This is a genomic window from Altibacter sp. (assembly GCF_019913785.1).
GTDB lineage: Bacteria > Bacteroidota > Bacteroidia > Flavobacteriales > Flavobacteriaceae > Altibacter.
Map to the genome: position 1 here is coordinate 21,502 of NZ_JAIOHK010000001.1, position 15,828 is coordinate 37,329.

A 15,828-nucleotide genomic window follows, 5' to 3' on the forward strand; every position below is an offset into this window, starting at 1 on the left:
CGGCATAACTATTGAAATCTTTTTTACATCAGTATCTTTAAATTAGAAGAAACAGTTAAACCGCTGCGTATGCAATTGAGCCCTAACGAGCATAACAACTTCTCACTTACCCGATTTGAATCCATGCTAAAAACGAATAGTATTCTCTTCTTCGACTCTGAAGAATTCGAAGAGATTATTCACTATTATTTGGAAAATGGAAAGATTGCCCTTGCAAAAAAGGCGACCAAGCTGGGACTAGCGCAACATCCCTCTTCGACCAATCTCAAATTGTTTCGGGTAGAGATGTACATTTTTGAGAACGAATTGGACACGGCCGAAGCCTTGTTGGACGAGTTATATGTTTTGGAACAATCCAATGAAGAAATCTATATACAAAAAGCGAATATTTTTTCTCGTAGGGACAAACACAAGGAAGCAATTCAACTGCTGGAACAGGCCTTGAACATTACCAACGACGAGGCCGACGTCTTGTCTTTAATGGGCATGGAGTACTTGTTTATGGAAGATTTTGAAAATGCCAAATACTATTTTATGAAGTGTTTGGAACAAGATGAGCAGGACTTTTCGGCGCTGTACAATATCATATACTGTTTCGACTATCTCGAACAACACGAAGCAGCCATAGATTATTTAAATGATTTCTTAAATAAGAATCCGTATTGTGAAGTAGCCTGGCACCAGGTGGGGAAACAATACTATATGCTTAAGGAATACAAAAAAGCCTTAGCCGCCTTCGACTTTGCCATTATAAGCGATGATAGCTTTATTGGCGCGTATCTCGAAAAAGGGAAGGTATTGGAACGTTTAAAAATGTACCATGAGGCCATAGAAAGTTATACGGTGACCCTGGGATTGGATGATCCCACTTCTTTTGCCCTGCTGCGCATTGGAAAATGCTATGAAAAATTAAAAGATTACGAAATGGCACTTCAGTTCTACACCAAATGTGTAGAAGAAGATTCGCTTTTGGATAAAGGATGGATCGCTATAACCGATTTCTATTTTAAAATGAAGAACTATCAAAAGGCCTTCTATTACATTGACAAGGCCATCAATATTGATAGTGAAAATGTACTATACTGGAAGCGGTATGCGAGAATTAGCAATCGCCTTAGTTTATTTGAAGAAGCCGAACACGGTTTCCGTAGATCCATCGAATTAGGCAACTACGAATTGGACACCTGGCTTTCAAGATCGGATATTTTAATCCGTTTAGGCGAATACGAAGCAGCTGTCAACAATCTCTTGCAGGCTATGGAGTTCTATCCGGAAAATGCCGAGATCGAATTTCGACTTTCCGGACTTTTCTATTACCTGAATGAAGACAATAAGGGAGAGTTTCATTTAAAGAACGGACTCACGCATGATGCAGAATACATCATCATCATGGAAGAATTATTCCCAACGGTATATCAAAACAAAAGGATCAAAGAAATTATAAAAATTCACCAAAATCCTTCGCTTTAATTTGTGTATTTTTGAGGCTTATACGTAACCTATATGCCCTCAAGAAGCTTATCGCAATATCTCATCATTTCGTTAAAAGGAGTAGCTATGGGTGCTGCAGATGCAGTTCCGGGCGTGTCCGGAGGTACCATCGCATTTATTTCAGGTATCTATGAAGAACTGGTAACTACCATAAGCAATATACGGCCCTCCCTACTCACCACTTGGCGAAAAGAAGGATTTCTGGCCTTTTGGAAAGCAGTAAACGGAGGTTTTTTAGTGGCCTTGCTCAGCGGAATCCTGATTAGTTTTGCTTCCTTTATGCGCTTGGCAAAATACCTCATTGAAAACCAGCCTATCTTGATCTGGTCCTTTTTTTTCGGACTAATAATTGCCAGTATTTACTATGTAGGGCGACAGATATCCAGATGGAATGGACGGGTCTTTATAGGATTAATTTTAGGAACACTTATAGCCTATTTTGTCACCACCCTACCCTCACTGGGCACGCATGAGAGTGCGCTTTATTTGTTCTTTGCAGGGGCAATTGCTATTTGCGCCATGATACTTCCGGGCATTTCCGGATCGTTTATATTGGTGGTATTAGGGGCCTACAAGGCACTGAGTGATGCCATTGTGGAATTTGACGTAAAGCGCCTGCTTGTTTTTGTTGCCGGTGCGGTGATTGGCTTGCTGAGCTTTAGTCATGTATTGAAATGGTTGTTCAAACATTATAAGAATACTACCTTGGCGCTGCTCACGGGATTTATCATTGGTTCTTTAAACAAGGTATGGCCCTGGAAGGAGACTGTTTCTGTTTTTTCTAAAACGGAGGGAAAAATAATTGAATTTTCATCGGTGGCAACTACCGGAACCCTTTCGGTGCTTCAAAAATCGACACAGGATTTTGAAACCTACAAAACTGCCTTCGAGAAAAGTGTGAGTCCGTTTTATTATTCAGAAATCAATCCGTCACAAGATCCCCAGCTGCTATACGCTGCGTTCTTCGGTCTTATCGGATTTTTAACTATTTTTATTTTAGAGCGAATTGCCGTAACCAAAAAACCCAGCTAAATGTACGAAAAGCGTTCCTTTGGAGATAAAGTTTGGTTGGTCTTAAAGGGATTGGCTATGGGCGCGGCAAATAAGGTTCCGGGGGTATCGGGAGGTGTGGTGGCATTTGTCGCAGGTTTTTATGAAGAGTTCATTTATTCGCTTCAGAAAGTAAATCGGAAAGCCTTTAAATTACTCTTTAACGGCCGTTTCAAAAGCTTCTTTCAATACATTAACGGCAGGTTCCTTGGACTGCTAATTCTTGGAATGGTAATTAGTTATTTTAGTATTTCGAAAGTGCTGGATTATTTGATTGACCATTACGAGTTATACGTTTGGAGTGCCTTTTTTGGAATGATCATCGGCTCGATTTACTTTATTGCCAAGGACTTTGGCAGTTGGAACCGAAAATATTTGGCCTATTTAATCTGCGGAATAATAGCCGGAGTGAGTATTAGTTTTTTAGAACCTGCCAAGGAAAACAGCAACCTCTTGTTTGTCTTTTTATGCGGAATCATTGGTGTTTCGGGGATGACCTTGCCGGGATTATCGGGATCTTTTATATTAATTTTGGTGGGTAATTACGTACTGCTTTTGGTGGATTCGGTGAATGCGCTATACGATACCATCGCCGATCTATTTCAATTTGATTTCGGTTTTATTGAAGACACCGAGCGTATTGAGTTATTGAAAGTCCTCAGTGTTTTTTCAACGGGATCACTGGTGGGACTTGTTTCGCTTTCACATCTATTGGCCTATGTATTAAAACGTTTTAAGAAGGCAACCTATGCCGTGATTATCGGTTTTATTGCGGGATCCCTGGGCGTGGTATGGCCTTGGAAACTAAAGAAGATCGAATACGATGCCTTGGGCAACATTCGGCTGGATGCCAACGGCAGGCAAATCATTAGTGGCTACGATCGTTATCTGCCATCTGAATTTTCTGTCGAAACCCTTTTAGCCATTTTGTTTATCATTGTAGGAATACTAATCGTACTGAGTTTAGATTGGTATCAAAAAGCACAAACCCTCAAGCATGGCTAAATACGGTTTAGTTGGTAAAAACATTGATTATTCCTTTTCAAAAGCATTTTTTACAAAAAAATTTGAAAATGAAAAGAGCTCGGATTCTTACTGCAATTTCGATATTGATTCCATTGAAAAGCTAGCTGAAGTGCTTGCTCAAAACCCGGAGCTTAAAGGTTTAAATGTTACAATCCCCTATAAGGAATCCGTCATTCCCTACTTGGACAAAATAGACAGGGAAGCAAAAAATATTGGCGCTGTAAATACCATCAAAATTAAGAAGAATGGAACACTTATAGGCTATAATACAGACCACTATGGCTTTGCAAAGGCCCTTGCCAATTTCTTCCCCATGGCTAACAAAACAGCCTTAATTCTTGGGACAGGTGGCGCCTCTAAAGCAGTTGCCTATGTGTTGGAAGCGATGTGTTTTGATTATACGTTTGTGTCACGGGACAAATCGGATACGGCCATTACCTATAGCGAACTGAACCAAGAAATCATCACAAAGTATTGCCTGATTGTAAATTGCACCCCTTTGGGAACCTTTCCAAACATTCAATTATACCCTCCTATTCCGTACGAATTTCTTTCCGAAAAACATATCTTATTCGACCTAATCTACAACCCGAGGGAAACCGAATTTCTAAAGCGTGGTTTCGCCAAAGGAGCCCGTGTGATAAACGGGCAAAAAATGCTGGAATATCAAGCAAAGAAGTCCTGGAAAATATGGAAATCATAATTTTTATCTAAAAACACCCAAAAATCAGCCGTGCGCTTTGCCAATTCCGCAGTTGTTAGTATCTTGAACGTCTAAGTATATCGAACCTAAACATTGAAAGATATGTCCGACGAAAAATTGCCAAAAGAAAAGGAAAAACCCACCGAACAAGAAGCTATTGATACAGCAGTAAATTCATCTACAGACGAAGTTGCTTCGGAAGATACAAAAGCTGTTGTGGACAGCGAAACAGCATCGCAAGAGCAAGCTGAAGAAAGTGTAGCGACCGAGACTACCGCTGAATTAGAGGAAGAAACCGCTAAAGTAGAAAGTAGTCCTTCAGAAGCAAAGAGTGAAACACCTTTAGAAGAGCAAAGCGAAACTCCATCCGAAGCTATCGAAGCGCCCAAGGCTAAAAAGGAAAAGCCCGCTGTTGAAAGTACCGAAGACACTTCAGAAGATGACGCAGATGAAGAAGATGAGGTAGCCTCATCGGATGATGAAGAGGAGGATGAACATACCGAAGAAGAAGATCACACAGATTATCACGCGCTTACAAAAAAGGAGTTAGTCGCTGCTTTTGGGAAATTAATGAGCAGCAAACCAATTCAGGAGATCAAAAATGAGGTAGAAGAGATCAAAACCGAATTCAATGCCAAATTTGCTGAGGATCTGGAGCACAAAAAGGAAGAATTCCTGACCGAAGGCGGTAATATTATTGACTTTCATTATACTACTCCGCTTAAGAAAGAATTCAATTCGCTATACTTCGATTATAAAGAAAAACGCAATAATCACTATAAAAATTTAAAGAAAGATCTACAGGCTAACTTTAACAGAAGGCAGGAATTAATTGAGGAATTGAAGGGGCTATTAAATGCCGAAGAGAACATAAATACCACCTACAAACATTTTAAAGACATCCAAGAACGGTGGCATTTGGCGGGTCCCATTCCGCGAGACAAGTACAATATCATTTGGAATACCTACCATCACCACGTTGAAAACTTTTACGACTTCTTACACCTTAACCGAGAATTTAGAGATTTAGATTTCAAGCACAATCTTGAACAGAAGTTAAAACTTATTGGAAGAGCCGAAGAGCTTTCACAGGAAGCAGACATCAACAAAGCGTTTAGGGAGTTACAGATGCTGCACAAGATGTGGAAAGAAGAAATTGGACCGGTAGCCAAGGAGTTTCGTGAAGAGGTATGGGATAAGTTTAGCAGTTTCACCAAAATTGTACACGACAGACGTCATGAACTTTTAAAAGATCAAGAAAAAGAGTTTGAAGTCAATTTTGAAAAGAAAAAACAACTTGTAGAAAGCATTAGTCAAATCACTTCTGAAACGAAAGCAAGTCACCAATCTTGGCAAAATGCCATAAAAAAGGTACAGGAATTACGGGATGCTTATTTTGAAACCGGGAAAGTTCCTCGTGCCAACAATAAGGAAATTTGGTCTCTTTTTAAAGACGCCACGCGCCAGTTTAATCGTGAGAAGAATGCGTTCTATAAAAATCAGAAAAAAGAACAATACAAGAACTTGGAGCAAAAGTTGGAACTCATTAAGATTGCTGAAGCCAACAAGGACAGCGATGATTTTGAAGTTGTGACTCCTCTGATGAAAAAGATTCAGAGCGACTGGAAACAAATTGGTCATGTACCTCGCAAGGACAGCGACAAGATCTGGAAACAATTTAAAGGCGCTTGTAACCATTATTTTAATCAGTTACACGCCCAAAAGAACGAAGCCAATAAGGAAGAGGTAGCGCATTACGAAGCCAAATCGCAACTTCTTGAAGCTTTATCTTCCTTCGAACTTACAGGAGATCACAAGGCAGATCTAAAAAATATCAAGGCGCAAATCGCTTCTTGGAAAGAAATAGGACGCGTTCCCTATAACAAACGGAATATCGAGCGTAAGTTCAATAAGGTTTTAGACGGCTTGTTCGGGCAATTGAATCTCGGGAAAAAAGAAACCGAGCTTATCAAATTTGAAAATAAGCTGAATTCGATGGTGTCTCAGGAGGATGAACGAAAGCTTCAGAATGAACAGTTCTTCATCTCGAAAAAAATTGGCGAGACAAAGGACGAGATCAGACAATTGGAAAACAACCTGGGATTCTTTCAGAATACAGAAAGTGAAAACCCGTTGGTAAAAGAGGTGCATAAAAATATAGCCAAACACAAAGAACAATTGGAAGTTTGGAAGGCCAAGCTGTCTAAGATCAAATCCATTCAATAACATCGCCCTATGGTACCCTGTATTATGTGCCATAGTGATCGTACCCAACCACTTGGCGTTTTTCAAGAGGTCCCTTATTTTCGGTGCAGGAATTGCCATACCGTGTACAAGGATCCCGTCCAATTTTTAGATCCTGAAACTGAAAAGCAACGCTATTTATTACATAAGAATGATGTGGACGATATTCATTACCAGCAGTTCGTGAAGCCCATATTCGATGCGGTTGTTCAGAAATACAACAGCAATTGCCTCGGTTTGGATTTTGGAGCAGGAAGCGGCCCGGTGATCACAAAATTATTACGGGACAGAGGGTATTCGATGTCGCTTTACGATCCTTTTTTTTATCCTGACACCGCTGTACTTGAACCTACCTATGACTTTATAGTCTGTTGTGAGGTAATAGAGCATTTCCATAATCCTTCGAAAGAATTCCAGCTGTTGTTCGACCTGTTAAAACCTCAAGGAAGGCTGTTTTGCATGAGTGAACTATTGCCCGAACAGGAAAATTTTGAAGCTTGGTATTATAAAAATGATCCCACACATGTTATTTTCTATTCCGAAGAAAACTTAGATTGGATCAAGGAACGGTTTGGATTTTTTGAAGTAATCGCAGAGGGAAGATTGATCTCCTTTAGTAAATAACCTCAAAAACCAGTAACTACAATTTTTTTGCCTCTTCCCAATACACATCCATTTCGGCCAGTGTCATTTCTTTCATGGATTTACCAAGTGCTTTCGCCTTACTTTCCAAATACTGAAATCGTTTAATAAATTTCTTATTGGTGCGTTCCAGGGCGTTTTCAGGATCTACTTTTAAGAATCGGGCGTAGTTGATCATAGAGAAAAGTACATCGCCAAACTCGGCTTCAATCTTCGTTTCACTCCCCTCCTTTACTTCGTGTTGTAATTCTTCAAGCTCTTCTTTTAATTTTTCAAAGACTTGATTAGGTTCCTCCCAATCGAAACCTACTCCCGCTACCTTATCCTGTATACGGTTGGCTTTTACCAAGGCCGGCAACGATTTTGGAACCCCTTCCAGAACACTTGTTTTGCCCTCCTTCAGCTTTAAATTTTCCCAATTGCGTTTTACTTCTTCTTCATCGGCGACTGTTATATCTCCATAAATATGCGGGTGTCGCGAAATAAGTTTATCGCATATATCATTGGCGACATCACCGATATCGAAATCCTTGGTTTCACTTCCAATTTTGGCGTAGAAAACGATGTGTAGCAACAGATCGCCCAGCTCCTTTTTAACCTCCTGAAGGTCATTCTCCAGTATCGCATCCCCCAGCTCATAGGTCTCCTCTATGGTAAGATGGCGAAGCGACAATAGTGTCTGCTTTTTATCCCAGGGGCATTGCTCCCGCAATTCATCCATGATGGTTAGGAGTCGGTCGAAAGCTTGTAACTGATCTTCTCTAGAGTTCATATGGACAAAACTACCACAAATGACCTTCAGAATTAAACGGAGTTATTAAATTTCATTAACAAAAAAACCCGCAGATCAAAAAGAAGTGCGGGCTATCAACTTGTTTAAATTGCTTATGTTTTTCTAGCCGATGTATTTTTGCCGGTTGCTCCCTTCTTGGTAGAAGATGCTTTTGCACCAGCCATCGGATTTGCTGTTTTTGGTGTTGCACTCGTCTTAGGTTCTACCCCCTTGGTAGCTTCTTTTATTTCTGAATCGGCCGAGGCTTCCGCTTCTGAAAAATCGGTCAATCCTTTTTTCTGAAGCAAATTATACCACTGCACCACTTTCTTTATATCGCTTGGATATACACGGTCTTCGTCGTAATCGGGCAATACTCCGAAAAAGTACTCTTCCAGTTCATCCTTGGATGCTTTATGACTAATAGCCGCTCCTCCATTTTCCTTTTCCTGAATCTTAGTAAACACCACACGTAAGGGTACTTCTTCGGTAAGGGTGTAGATTGCAATTTCGCTTAACAGACTTACATTTTGTCGTGCGCTCACGCTTATTTTCTTTCCGTCAAGTAATGATTCGGCTAAAAACCCGCTTCTGGTTTGTGTTTTCAACTCGTAAAGTCCGGGTTTTCCGGCAATTGATAAGATTTTTTCTAAACTCATATCGTATAACCTAAATTTAAGGGTCGCAAATATCTCTTGTTTCTAGTATATTTCCAAAGATGTTAACGTTTCTTTTTAGCCAAAGGAAAACGCATTCGATAATTCACTTCGATCTTTCCTTTTGAAATATTGGCTAATTTTCCTTTTATCAAACGTTTTTTTAAGACAGAAAGTTTATCGGTAAATAAAATTCCTTCAATATGATCGTACTCATGTTGAATGATACGAGCGACGATCCCTTCAAAGGTGTCTGTATGTTTTTTAAACTGCTCATCGAAATATTCCATCCTAATCTTTGGTTTCCGAAAGACATCTTCATTGATTTCGGGAATACTTAGACAGCCTTCATTAAAGGCCCATTCGTCACCTTCTTCTTCTAGTATTTTTGCATTAATAAAGACTTTTTTAAAGGTAGATACATATTCCTGTTCAGCTTCGGTAAGGTCTTCATCATCTTCAAAAGGCGTGGCATCTACTATAAATAAGCGTATGGATTCACCAATTTGCGGCGCGGCGAGGCCAATCCCCCTTGCTCCATACATGGTATCAAACATATTTTCAAGCAGTGTATCTAATTTTGGATATTCCGCCGTAATCTCCTTGCCTTTTTTCCGAAGTACCGGATCTCCGTATGCCACTATAGGTAATATCATTGTAATCTATTTATTATACAAATAATCCTGAAGGATAATTGTTGCGCTAATCTCATCTATTAGTGCCTTATTTTGACGCTGTTTCTTCTTCAAACCACTATCAATCATAGTTTGAAATGCCATTTTACTGGTAAACCGTTCGTCGACTCTTTTAACGGGTAACTTTGGAAATACCACTGAAAATTTGGTCAAAAATTTCTGAATTTCCACTTCCACATCACTATGGGTACCATCCTTTTGTTTGGGTTCGCCTACTATCACAATGTCTACTTTTTCTGAAGCAAAATAGCCTTCCAAAAAAGCCAGCAATTCTTTGGTCGCGATGGTTGTTAAACCCGATGCAATCAACTGCATTTCATCGGTTACAGCAATGCCGGTTCGTTTCGTTCCAAAGTCTATGGCTAGTATGCGTCCCATTCAGTTTGCAAAAATAAGGCAATAGTATATAGCATGCTAATTTATTTACTTCTGGGGGCCTTGAGTGATTCTTTGTTAGTAAGTTTGCAATTGTATTACTATGTTTATATTCGTAAATATCCTGAAGAATGACCCAACTGCAACAACTCATTGAAAAAGCATGGGAAGACCGCTCCCTTTTACAAAATCCCGAAATCATAGCTGCCATTCGAGAGGTGGTTCGCCTTTGTGATGAGGGACAATTGCGCTGTGCACAACCTACATCCACGGGCTGGCAGGTAAATGAATGGGTTAAAAAGGCCGTGGTCTTGTATTTCCCCATTCAGAAAATGGAGCGTATGGAAGTGGGTATCTTCGAATACCACGATAAAATTCCGTTAAAAAGAGGCTATGAAGAAAAAGGAATCCGCGTGGTTCCACATGCGGTTGCCAGACACGGAGCGTATATTTCGAAAGGCGTCATACTGATGCCAAGCTATGTAAATATTGGTGCTTATGTGGATGAGGGCACCATGGTAGATACTTGGGCAACGGTGGGATCTTGCGCTCAGATTGGCAAGAACGTTCATCTAAGCGGTGGTGTTGGAATTGGCGGTGTATTAGAACCCCTTCAAGCCGCTCCTGTGATTATCGAAGACAATGCGTTTATAGGTTCCCGATCCATCGTAGTGGAAGGTGTTCGCGTTGAATCTGAAGCCGTTTTAGGAGCCAATGTGGTTCTCACTGCTTCTACTAAAATTATCGATGTGACCGGAAGTACACCAAAAGAAATGAAAGGGCTGGTTCCCGCTCGGTCTGTGGTGATTCCGGGCAGTTATACAAAACAATTTCCTGCGGGAGAATACCAGGTGTCCTGTGCTTTAATAATCGGGAAACGGAAAGAAAGCACCAATAAAAAAACATCCCTGAACGACGCCTTACGTGAATATGATGTGGCCGTTTAATTGGGACTTTTAGAAAATAAGTACTACCAAAATAATCTATTGTAAATTTTGAAAATTCTTGTAATTCAGCATAAGATGATCGGTGATGTGCTCACCTCCTCCCTATTGTTTGAAATACTACAAACGCATTTTCCTTCGGCCCAATTGGATTATCTAATTAACAGTAACACATTGGCGGTAGTAGAAAACAATCCATTCATCAATAAATACTGGTTGTATTCAAAAGAACTTGAAATGTCAAGTCAGTTGGGAAAGGCATTTCGGGAAAGCATAATAGCCGAAAAGTACGATGTCGTCATCGATGTCTATTCCAAATTAGGAAGTGCTATCCTCACCAAAAAGACAGCGGCCAAAACTAGGATTGGGTATCGAAAATGGTATACCAAACACAAATACAGCCATACATTTGTTCCGAAAACGATATCGAAAAAAGACGAAGGGCTGGCCATTGAAAATAGGGTAATGTTGTTGGAGCCTTTGATAGGCCAGATTGAAGACATCCCAAAGCCGAAGATTTACTTACTTCCTGAAGAAATTGACGCCGCAAGCAAGATATTGACCAATCATGGGATTGATCTGAAAAAACCGCTCTTTATGATCGGTATTCTGGGAAGCGGTGAAAAGAAATCCTATCCCCTGCCCTATATGGCGAATTTGTTGGATTTTGTAGTTGCTGAAACCCAAGGCCAACTCATATTCAACTATATACCGTCACAACAAGCCGAAGCAGACAGGCTGTATGAAATGTGTTCTGAAATGACCCAAAAACATATTGTTAAGGAGGTCTATGGAAAGGATCTCCGTCAGTTTTTAGCACTTACCAAACACTGCACGGCACTTATTGGTAACGAGGGTGGTGCTGTTAATATGGCTAAGGCATTGTCTAGTCCAACATTTTCAATCTTCGCTCCATGGATCTTAAAAGAAGCATGGAATAGTTACGAGGCCGGTGGAGAAAATGCTTCGGTTCACCTCAAAGATTTTTATCCAGAACTGTATACCCAACATCCAAAAAAGCTGAAGAAAAAGGCGGACAACTTATACAGACAATTTGCTCCCGATTTTATTCTCCCGGAATTACGGAAGTTTCTAGCTCGATGGCATGTTTAACTTTTTATGATACCAAAAGGAGTATACACGGCTTTTTGATCTTTGGTAGCTTTTCGAATTTCGGCATTCTTTTCCAGCATTTCCGGTTTTACATACCCTCGCTCATGATCTAAATGTACGCAGATAGCCGAGTAACGCAATTGTTTTGCCTTGATTCCCAAATTAAAAAGTCGCTCTCCCAATTCGCGATCCTCTCCTCCGTATTGCATGCGTTCGTCAAAACCATTAACCTTCACAATATCTGCCTTCCATCCCGATGCATTATGACCATTCCAGGTCGCTTCGGTAGGTGTGATCCAATTCAGGAATTTTTCCTTGAATCCCGCAGCCGTAAGTTTGTTATTCTTAAATGAAGGGCTTAGCCCATATTCCATAAGCCAATGAATATCAAAGCAATTCTGATTCGCAATATCCTCTTCTGTGATTATTTCTGAAATGGCCATCGGTAGCTTAAAATACCCTCCCGAAAGGAAATAACCCTGTTCCTGAAACTTTAGATGTGTTTCAACAAAATCCTTACGAGGAATACAATCGCCGTCACTGAACAACAAATAATCGGTATTTGACGCTTCAATTGCCTTGTTAAGAATCTTTGTCTTCTGAAAACCGTTGTCCTCATGCCAAACATGGAGGAGCTTCATTTTTGACCTGTTTATAAAATAATCGATCAAATCTTTTGTTTCAGTAGAAGAACCATCGTCAGCAATAACTACCTCAAAGTCGGTTTCGGTTTGATGCTCATATCCCCATAGTACTTTTTGTAACCATTCCGGCTGATTATATGTACTGATGATTACTGAAAGTTTGGGCCTTACCATTGTGTAAAAATAACTATTTTTACTGGTGAAATAAACTGCATGTCAAAACTTAGTGCACTCCTTATTGTTTATAATGAAATAAAGCAACTTCCCGATGCAATCGACACCGTTGCTTTTGCCGATGAGATCATTGTTATCGACTCGTATAGCAACGATGGCACCTATGAAGCGCTACTGAATGACAAGCGTGTACAAGTATTTCAGAAAAAATTTGGGGACTATGCCTCGCAACGCAATTTCGCGCTCTCTAAAGCAGCCCATGAATGGGTCTTGTTTATAGATGCAGACGAACGGATCCCCGAGGTCCTTCGAGAGGAAATTCAGCAGACCCTACTTGGCAATCCACACATCGCGGCCTATTATTTTTATAGGCAGTTTATGTATAAGGGAAAACCACTGCGATTCAGCGGATTGCAAACCGACAAGATCTACCGCCTTTTCAAGAAAGATAGGGCTTCCTATATTCCGTCTAAATTGGTGCATGAAAACCTCGAAGTTGTTGGAGAAAGTGGGATGCTAAAGCATAAATTGTTACATTTCTTCTACGAAGATTACGAGACTTATAAAGGAAAGATGATTGCGTATGGCAAGTTAAAAGGAAAGGAATTATTTCTGAAAGGCGAGCGTTACAGCCTGTTAAAACGATATCTTAAACCACTGTATAAATTCCTGACACATTATATCATCCGACTCGGAATTTTGGATGGTAAGAAGGGTTGGATTATCAGCAAACTCAACGCGTTAAGCGTTTCCGAACGCTACAGAGAACTCAGAAGGTTACAAAGGCTATCTCCAGAATAGATATTTTTGTTTCAGACGCACTTTTCGGTGGTACTTATGCTGAAACTTGGAAACTAAGCTCCACATCAGCGTCACAATCTTTGTATAATCCTCTCCCGAAAGTTTTGCGTATTCATCACTCATAATTTCCACCATCTCCTTCTTTGGCGTGATACGAGAAAAATTCTTAATCCGCTCCTCAAAAGTAAGGGGTCGAAACTCCATCCTATTGAGGTCTACCAAATAAAAATCATAGCCGTTATCCTTCTTTACGATGAGGGTATTTCCGGGAGAATGGTCCTTAAACAAAATATTATTTTGATGTAATTTCCAGGTAAAGGCAGTAAACTGTCGCAAAATATTCTCATGGTCCGGATAATCCGGTTGATGCACCAATTCGCGATAGGTAAGATCGTATCTGAGGTGTTTACTAATATAGTAGCTATCCTTGAGCCCTATGACATCCGAATGCTCAAAAAATGCTATGGGTTGGGGCGTTAGAATTCCCTTATCCAATAACTTATTAGCGAAGGTATAGGAGCGTTCTGCCTTAGATTTCCTGAAATACCTATAAACGATCTTATTGATAAGGTTTGGCTTTTTGAACGACTTTACGTTGAGGGTTGTTCCGTTGAGATCGAACAATTTTATGGTATTGCGGTCTCCATCGCCCAGGCGCTTCCCCTGCGTTTTAAAATTTGTGACAATGCCTACTATTTCGGTTAACTGTGGTAAATAGTCTTTGTGGACAAGTCCTTCAAGGGGTAGCTTAGCTGTATATGAAACTTTTTCCAAGGGTTTCTTTCGTATTGCTTTCGATGCAAAAATACATTTAATAATCCGTTTCTATTTTATTCAAAAAAAGATACCTTTAGGGTGCTGTAAAATTCCTCGATTTGAAAGAAGTTTTCCTTGAAACCCATAATATTAAAAACCCCTTTACCGGCTTCGGTCAGTATAATTTTTATTTGCTGAAAGGCCTGTATCACTGTGCGGATCCTTCCATTAGATTTACGGTACACACGCAGAAAAAAGAGTTTCTGAAGCAGGAATTCGGTAACTTTTTCAATTACAAATTTTATATGGGGTTACGAAGGTATCCTGCACTTCGCCTTCGAAAAAAGTACGATGTTTGGCATTCGGTTAACCAAAACACCAAGGTAGAACCACATCACAACATACCCTATGTATTGACCATTCACGACGTTAATTTTATTGAAGAAATTTCTAGCGACCTCAACCATCCGCGTAACCGGCGCTTTATCGAAAAACTGAATCGCGCAAATGCGATTACCTATATTTCAGAATATGCCAAGCAATCGACCCATGCGAGTTTTGACGTCCCTAAAGTCCCTGAATATGTGATCTATAACGGAAATCCTTCCGAAGCCGCATTAGACCTTTCTAAGTATACTCCTGTAAACAAACCGGAGGGCAATTATCTATTCACGATTGGTGATTTTTGGGAACGGAAGAATTTTCACCTCTTGGTAGAAATGATGCCTTATTTATCCGACTTCAAATTGATCATAGCAGGAAATAACGATCGTCCATACGCCGAAAAAGTACGAGAACGGATCACAGCTTTGAAAGTAGAGCACCGTGTGACCCTTGCAGGACGTATTTCCGATGAAGAGAAGCAATACCATTTAAAAAATGCAACGGCCTTTGTCTTTCCCTCATTGCGCGAGGGCTTTGGCCTGCCACCTATTGAAGCCATGCGATTTGGTACACCGGTGTTTCTGGCCAATGCGACCTCACTTCCCGAAATTGGCGGTGATGCTGCCTTCTATTGGAAGAATTTCAATCCGGAAGATATGGCTTCGGAAGTACAGAAAGGACTCATTACGTTTCAAAAGAACAAAGAAATTCATACCCAAAAACTAGAACAGCAGGCAGCACTTTTTAATTGGAATACTGCTGCCAAACAATATCTTGAAGTATATAAGTCACTATTATGACTACTGAAATCAATAAAGCCTACGAGGTGCTTAAAAAAGGAGGTATTATACTGTACCCTACCGATACGGTTTGGGGTATTGGCTGTGATGCCACCAATGCCGAAGCCATTGAAAAGGTGTTTCAGCTAAAAAAACGCTCAGAAAGTAAGTCGTTAATCTGTTTGGTAAACGATTTCAAAATGTTGGAACAATATGTAGCGCAAGTTCCTGCGGTAGCCTATGATATTTTAAAATTTGCCAATAAGCCAACTACAATTATCTATGACAGTCCTATCCGCGTAGCGGAAAACCTAGTTGCCGAAGATAATTCACTTGCCATTAGAGTCGTCAAAAATGATTTTTGCGAACAACTTATCCGAAAACTGCACAGGCCGTTGGTATCCACATCGGCCAATATAAGCGGAGAAGTGACCCCATTGAGCTTTCAAGAAATAAGTCCGCAAATTTTGGAGGGCGTTGACTATGTTGTAAATTTGCACCGCACCAGAAAATCCGGTCAACCATCAGCTATCATCAGGCTAAAGAATGATGGTACGGTACAAGTAATCAGACAATAAC

Annotated in this window: 16 protein-coding genes and 1 pseudogene; 11 read left to right on the top strand and 6 right to left on the bottom strand. The window is 40.3% G+C overall.

The window, feature by feature from the left end; genetic code table 11:
• Positions 1–69 precede the first annotated feature (69 nt).
• The 6 genes from K8F54_RS00090 to K8F54_RS00115 all read left to right on the top strand — a co-directional run bounded on the left by K8F54_RS00090 (position 70) and on the right by K8F54_RS00115 (position 7,138).
• The gene (locus K8F54_RS00090; protein ID WP_290785290.1) at positions 70–1,470 is read left to right on the top strand and encodes a tetratricopeptide repeat protein; all 1,401 of its coding nucleotides are present in this window, start codon (positions 70–72) and stop codon (positions 1,468–1,470) included.
• Positions 1,471–1,503: 33 nt separating this feature from the next.
• Positions 1,504–2,523: a DUF368 domain-containing protein gene (locus tag K8F54_RS00095; protein WP_290785293.1), complete on the top strand. Its 1,020-nt coding sequence runs from the start codon at positions 1,504–1,506 to the stop codon at positions 2,521–2,523.
• Positions 2,524–3,546 (top strand): DUF368 domain-containing protein, encoded by a 1,023-nt coding sequence (locus tag K8F54_RS00100; protein ID WP_290785296.1) that lies wholly within the window; start codon positions 2,524–2,526, stop codon positions 3,544–3,546.
• A complete protein-coding gene (locus K8F54_RS00105; protein ID WP_290785299.1) occupies positions 3,539–4,270 on the top strand; it encodes a shikimate dehydrogenase in 732 nt (243 codons plus the stop codon). The genes K8F54_RS00100 and K8F54_RS00105 overlap by 8 nt, the downstream gene beginning before the upstream one ends.
• Before the next feature lie 102 nt (positions 4,271–4,372).
• Entirely contained in the window at positions 4,373–6,496 is a 2,124-nt protein-coding gene (locus tag K8F54_RS00110) for a DUF349 domain-containing protein (protein WP_290785302.1), read from the top strand.
• 9 nt (positions 6,497–6,505) lie between these two features.
• Positions 6,506–7,138: a class I SAM-dependent methyltransferase gene (locus K8F54_RS00115; RefSeq protein WP_290785304.1), complete on the top strand. Its 633-nt coding sequence runs from the start codon at positions 6,506–6,508 to the stop codon at positions 7,136–7,138.
• A gap of 16 nt (positions 7,139–7,154) precedes the next feature.
• Here K8F54_RS00115 and mazG read toward each other — a convergent pair whose 3' ends face one another.
• From mazG to ruvX, 4 genes and pseudogenes are all read right to left on the bottom strand, one after another.
• Positions 7,155–7,928, bottom strand: a complete 774-nt coding sequence (gene mazG, locus K8F54_RS00120; RefSeq protein ID WP_290785306.1) for a nucleoside triphosphate pyrophosphohydrolase — start codon at positions 7,926–7,928, stop codon at positions 7,155–7,157.
• Between the two features lie 248 nt (positions 7,929–8,176).
• Positions 8,177–8,587 (bottom strand): annotated as a pseudogene (locus K8F54_RS00125) (DUF5606 domain-containing protein); the annotation flags it as partial.
• A gap of 62 nt (positions 8,588–8,649) precedes the next feature.
• Positions 8,650–9,240, bottom strand: coding sequence for a peptide deformylase (def, locus tag K8F54_RS00130; RefSeq protein ID WP_290785309.1), 591 nt, complete (start codon positions 9,238–9,240; stop codon positions 8,650–8,652).
• A 6-nt stretch (positions 9,241–9,246) separates the two neighbouring features.
• Positions 9,247–9,657 (bottom strand): Holliday junction resolvase RuvX, encoded by a 411-nt coding sequence (gene ruvX, locus K8F54_RS00135; protein WP_290785312.1) that lies wholly within the window; start codon positions 9,655–9,657, stop codon positions 9,247–9,249.
• Between the two features lie 128 nt (positions 9,658–9,785).
• On the opposite strand from ruvX, the gene K8F54_RS00140 reads away from it, so the two are divergent.
• Positions 9,786–10,601, top strand: a complete 816-nt coding sequence (locus K8F54_RS00140) for a 2,3,4,5-tetrahydropyridine-2,6-dicarboxylate N-succinyltransferase (protein ID WP_290785315.1) — start codon at positions 9,786–9,788, stop codon at positions 10,599–10,601.
• A 48-nt stretch (positions 10,602–10,649) separates the two neighbouring features.
• Positions 10,650–11,711: a glycosyltransferase family 9 protein gene (locus K8F54_RS00145; protein WP_290785317.1), complete on the top strand. Its 1,062-nt coding sequence runs from the start codon at positions 10,650–10,652 to the stop codon at positions 11,709–11,711.
• Here K8F54_RS00145 and K8F54_RS00150 read toward each other — a convergent pair.
• On the bottom strand, positions 11,708–12,529 hold the full coding sequence (locus K8F54_RS00150; protein WP_290785320.1) for a glycosyltransferase family 2 protein: 822 nt from the start codon (positions 12,527–12,529) through the stop codon (positions 11,708–11,710). The two genes, K8F54_RS00145 and K8F54_RS00150, sit on opposite strands and share 4 nt — an antisense overlap.
• Before the next feature lie 39 nt (positions 12,530–12,568).
• Between K8F54_RS00150 and K8F54_RS00155 the strand changes: the two genes are divergently transcribed.
• Positions 12,569–13,330 carry a glycosyltransferase family 2 protein gene (locus tag K8F54_RS00155; protein ID WP_290785323.1) on the top strand — a complete coding sequence of 254 codons (762 nt, stop codon included), beginning with the start codon at positions 12,569–12,571 and terminating at the stop codon, positions 13,328–13,330.
• On the opposite strand, the gene K8F54_RS00160 is transcribed toward K8F54_RS00155, so the two are convergent.
• Positions 13,316–14,104, bottom strand: coding sequence for a Kdo domain containing protein (locus K8F54_RS00160; protein WP_363298933.1), 789 nt, complete (start codon positions 14,102–14,104; stop codon positions 13,316–13,318). The two genes, K8F54_RS00155 and K8F54_RS00160, sit on opposite strands and share 15 nt — an antisense overlap.
• Before the next feature lie 101 nt (positions 14,105–14,205).
• Between K8F54_RS00160 and K8F54_RS00165 the strand changes: the two genes are divergently transcribed.
• Both K8F54_RS00165 and K8F54_RS00170 read left to right on the top strand, forming a co-directional pair.
• On the top strand, positions 14,206–15,270 hold the full coding sequence (locus tag K8F54_RS00165; RefSeq protein ID WP_290785326.1) for a glycosyltransferase family 1 protein: 1,065 nt from the start codon (positions 14,206–14,208) through the stop codon (positions 15,268–15,270).
• Positions 15,267–15,827 (top strand): L-threonylcarbamoyladenylate synthase, encoded by a 561-nt coding sequence (locus tag K8F54_RS00170; RefSeq protein WP_290785330.1) that lies wholly within the window; start codon positions 15,267–15,269, stop codon positions 15,825–15,827. Before K8F54_RS00165 ends, K8F54_RS00170 begins: the two co-directional genes overlap by 4 nt.
• The last annotated feature ends 1 nt before the right edge of the window (position 15,828 follow it).

What these genes read in the sequence shown, in the direction of transcription:
- K8F54_RS00115 (WP_290785304.1), top strand. Translation starts at nt 6,506, where the DNA reads ATGGTACCCTGTATTATGTGCCATAGTGATCGTACCCAACCACTTGGC.
- K8F54_RS00090 (WP_290785290.1), top strand. Translation starts at nt 70, where the DNA reads ATGCAATTGAGCCCTAACGAGCATAACAACTTCTCACTTACCCGATTT.
- K8F54_RS00110 (WP_290785302.1), top strand. Translation starts at nt 4,373, where the DNA reads ATGTCCGACGAAAAATTGCCAAAAGAAAAGGAAAAACCCACCGAACAA.
- ruvX (WP_290785312.1), bottom strand. Translation starts at nt 9,657, where the DNA reads ATGGGACGCATACTAGCCATAGACTTTGGAACGAAACGAACCGGCATT.
- K8F54_RS00105 (WP_290785299.1), top strand. Translation starts at nt 3,539, where the DNA reads ATGGCTAAATACGGTTTAGTTGGTAAAAACATTGATTATTCCTTTTCA.
- mazG (WP_290785306.1), bottom strand. Translation starts at nt 7,928, where the DNA reads ATGAACTCTAGAGAAGATCAGTTACAAGCTTTCGACCGACTCCTAACC.
- K8F54_RS00140 (WP_290785315.1), top strand. Translation starts at nt 9,786, where the DNA reads ATGACCCAACTGCAACAACTCATTGAAAAAGCATGGGAAGACCGCTCC.
- K8F54_RS00150 (WP_290785320.1), bottom strand. Translation starts at nt 12,529, where the DNA reads ATGGTAAGGCCCAAACTTTCAGTAATCATCAGTACATATAATCAGCCG.
- K8F54_RS00155 (WP_290785323.1), top strand. Translation starts at nt 12,569, where the DNA reads ATGTCAAAACTTAGTGCACTCCTTATTGTTTATAATGAAATAAAGCAA.
- def (WP_290785309.1), bottom strand. Translation starts at nt 9,240, where the DNA reads ATGATATTACCTATAGTGGCATACGGAGATCCGGTACTTCGGAAAAAA.
- K8F54_RS00100 (WP_290785296.1), top strand. Translation starts at nt 2,524, where the DNA reads ATGTACGAAAAGCGTTCCTTTGGAGATAAAGTTTGGTTGGTCTTAAAG.
- K8F54_RS00170 (WP_290785330.1), top strand. Translation starts at nt 15,267, where the DNA reads ATGACTACTGAAATCAATAAAGCCTACGAGGTGCTTAAAAAAGGAGGT.
- K8F54_RS00095 (WP_290785293.1), top strand. Translation starts at nt 1,504, where the DNA reads ATGCCCTCAAGAAGCTTATCGCAATATCTCATCATTTCGTTAAAAGGA.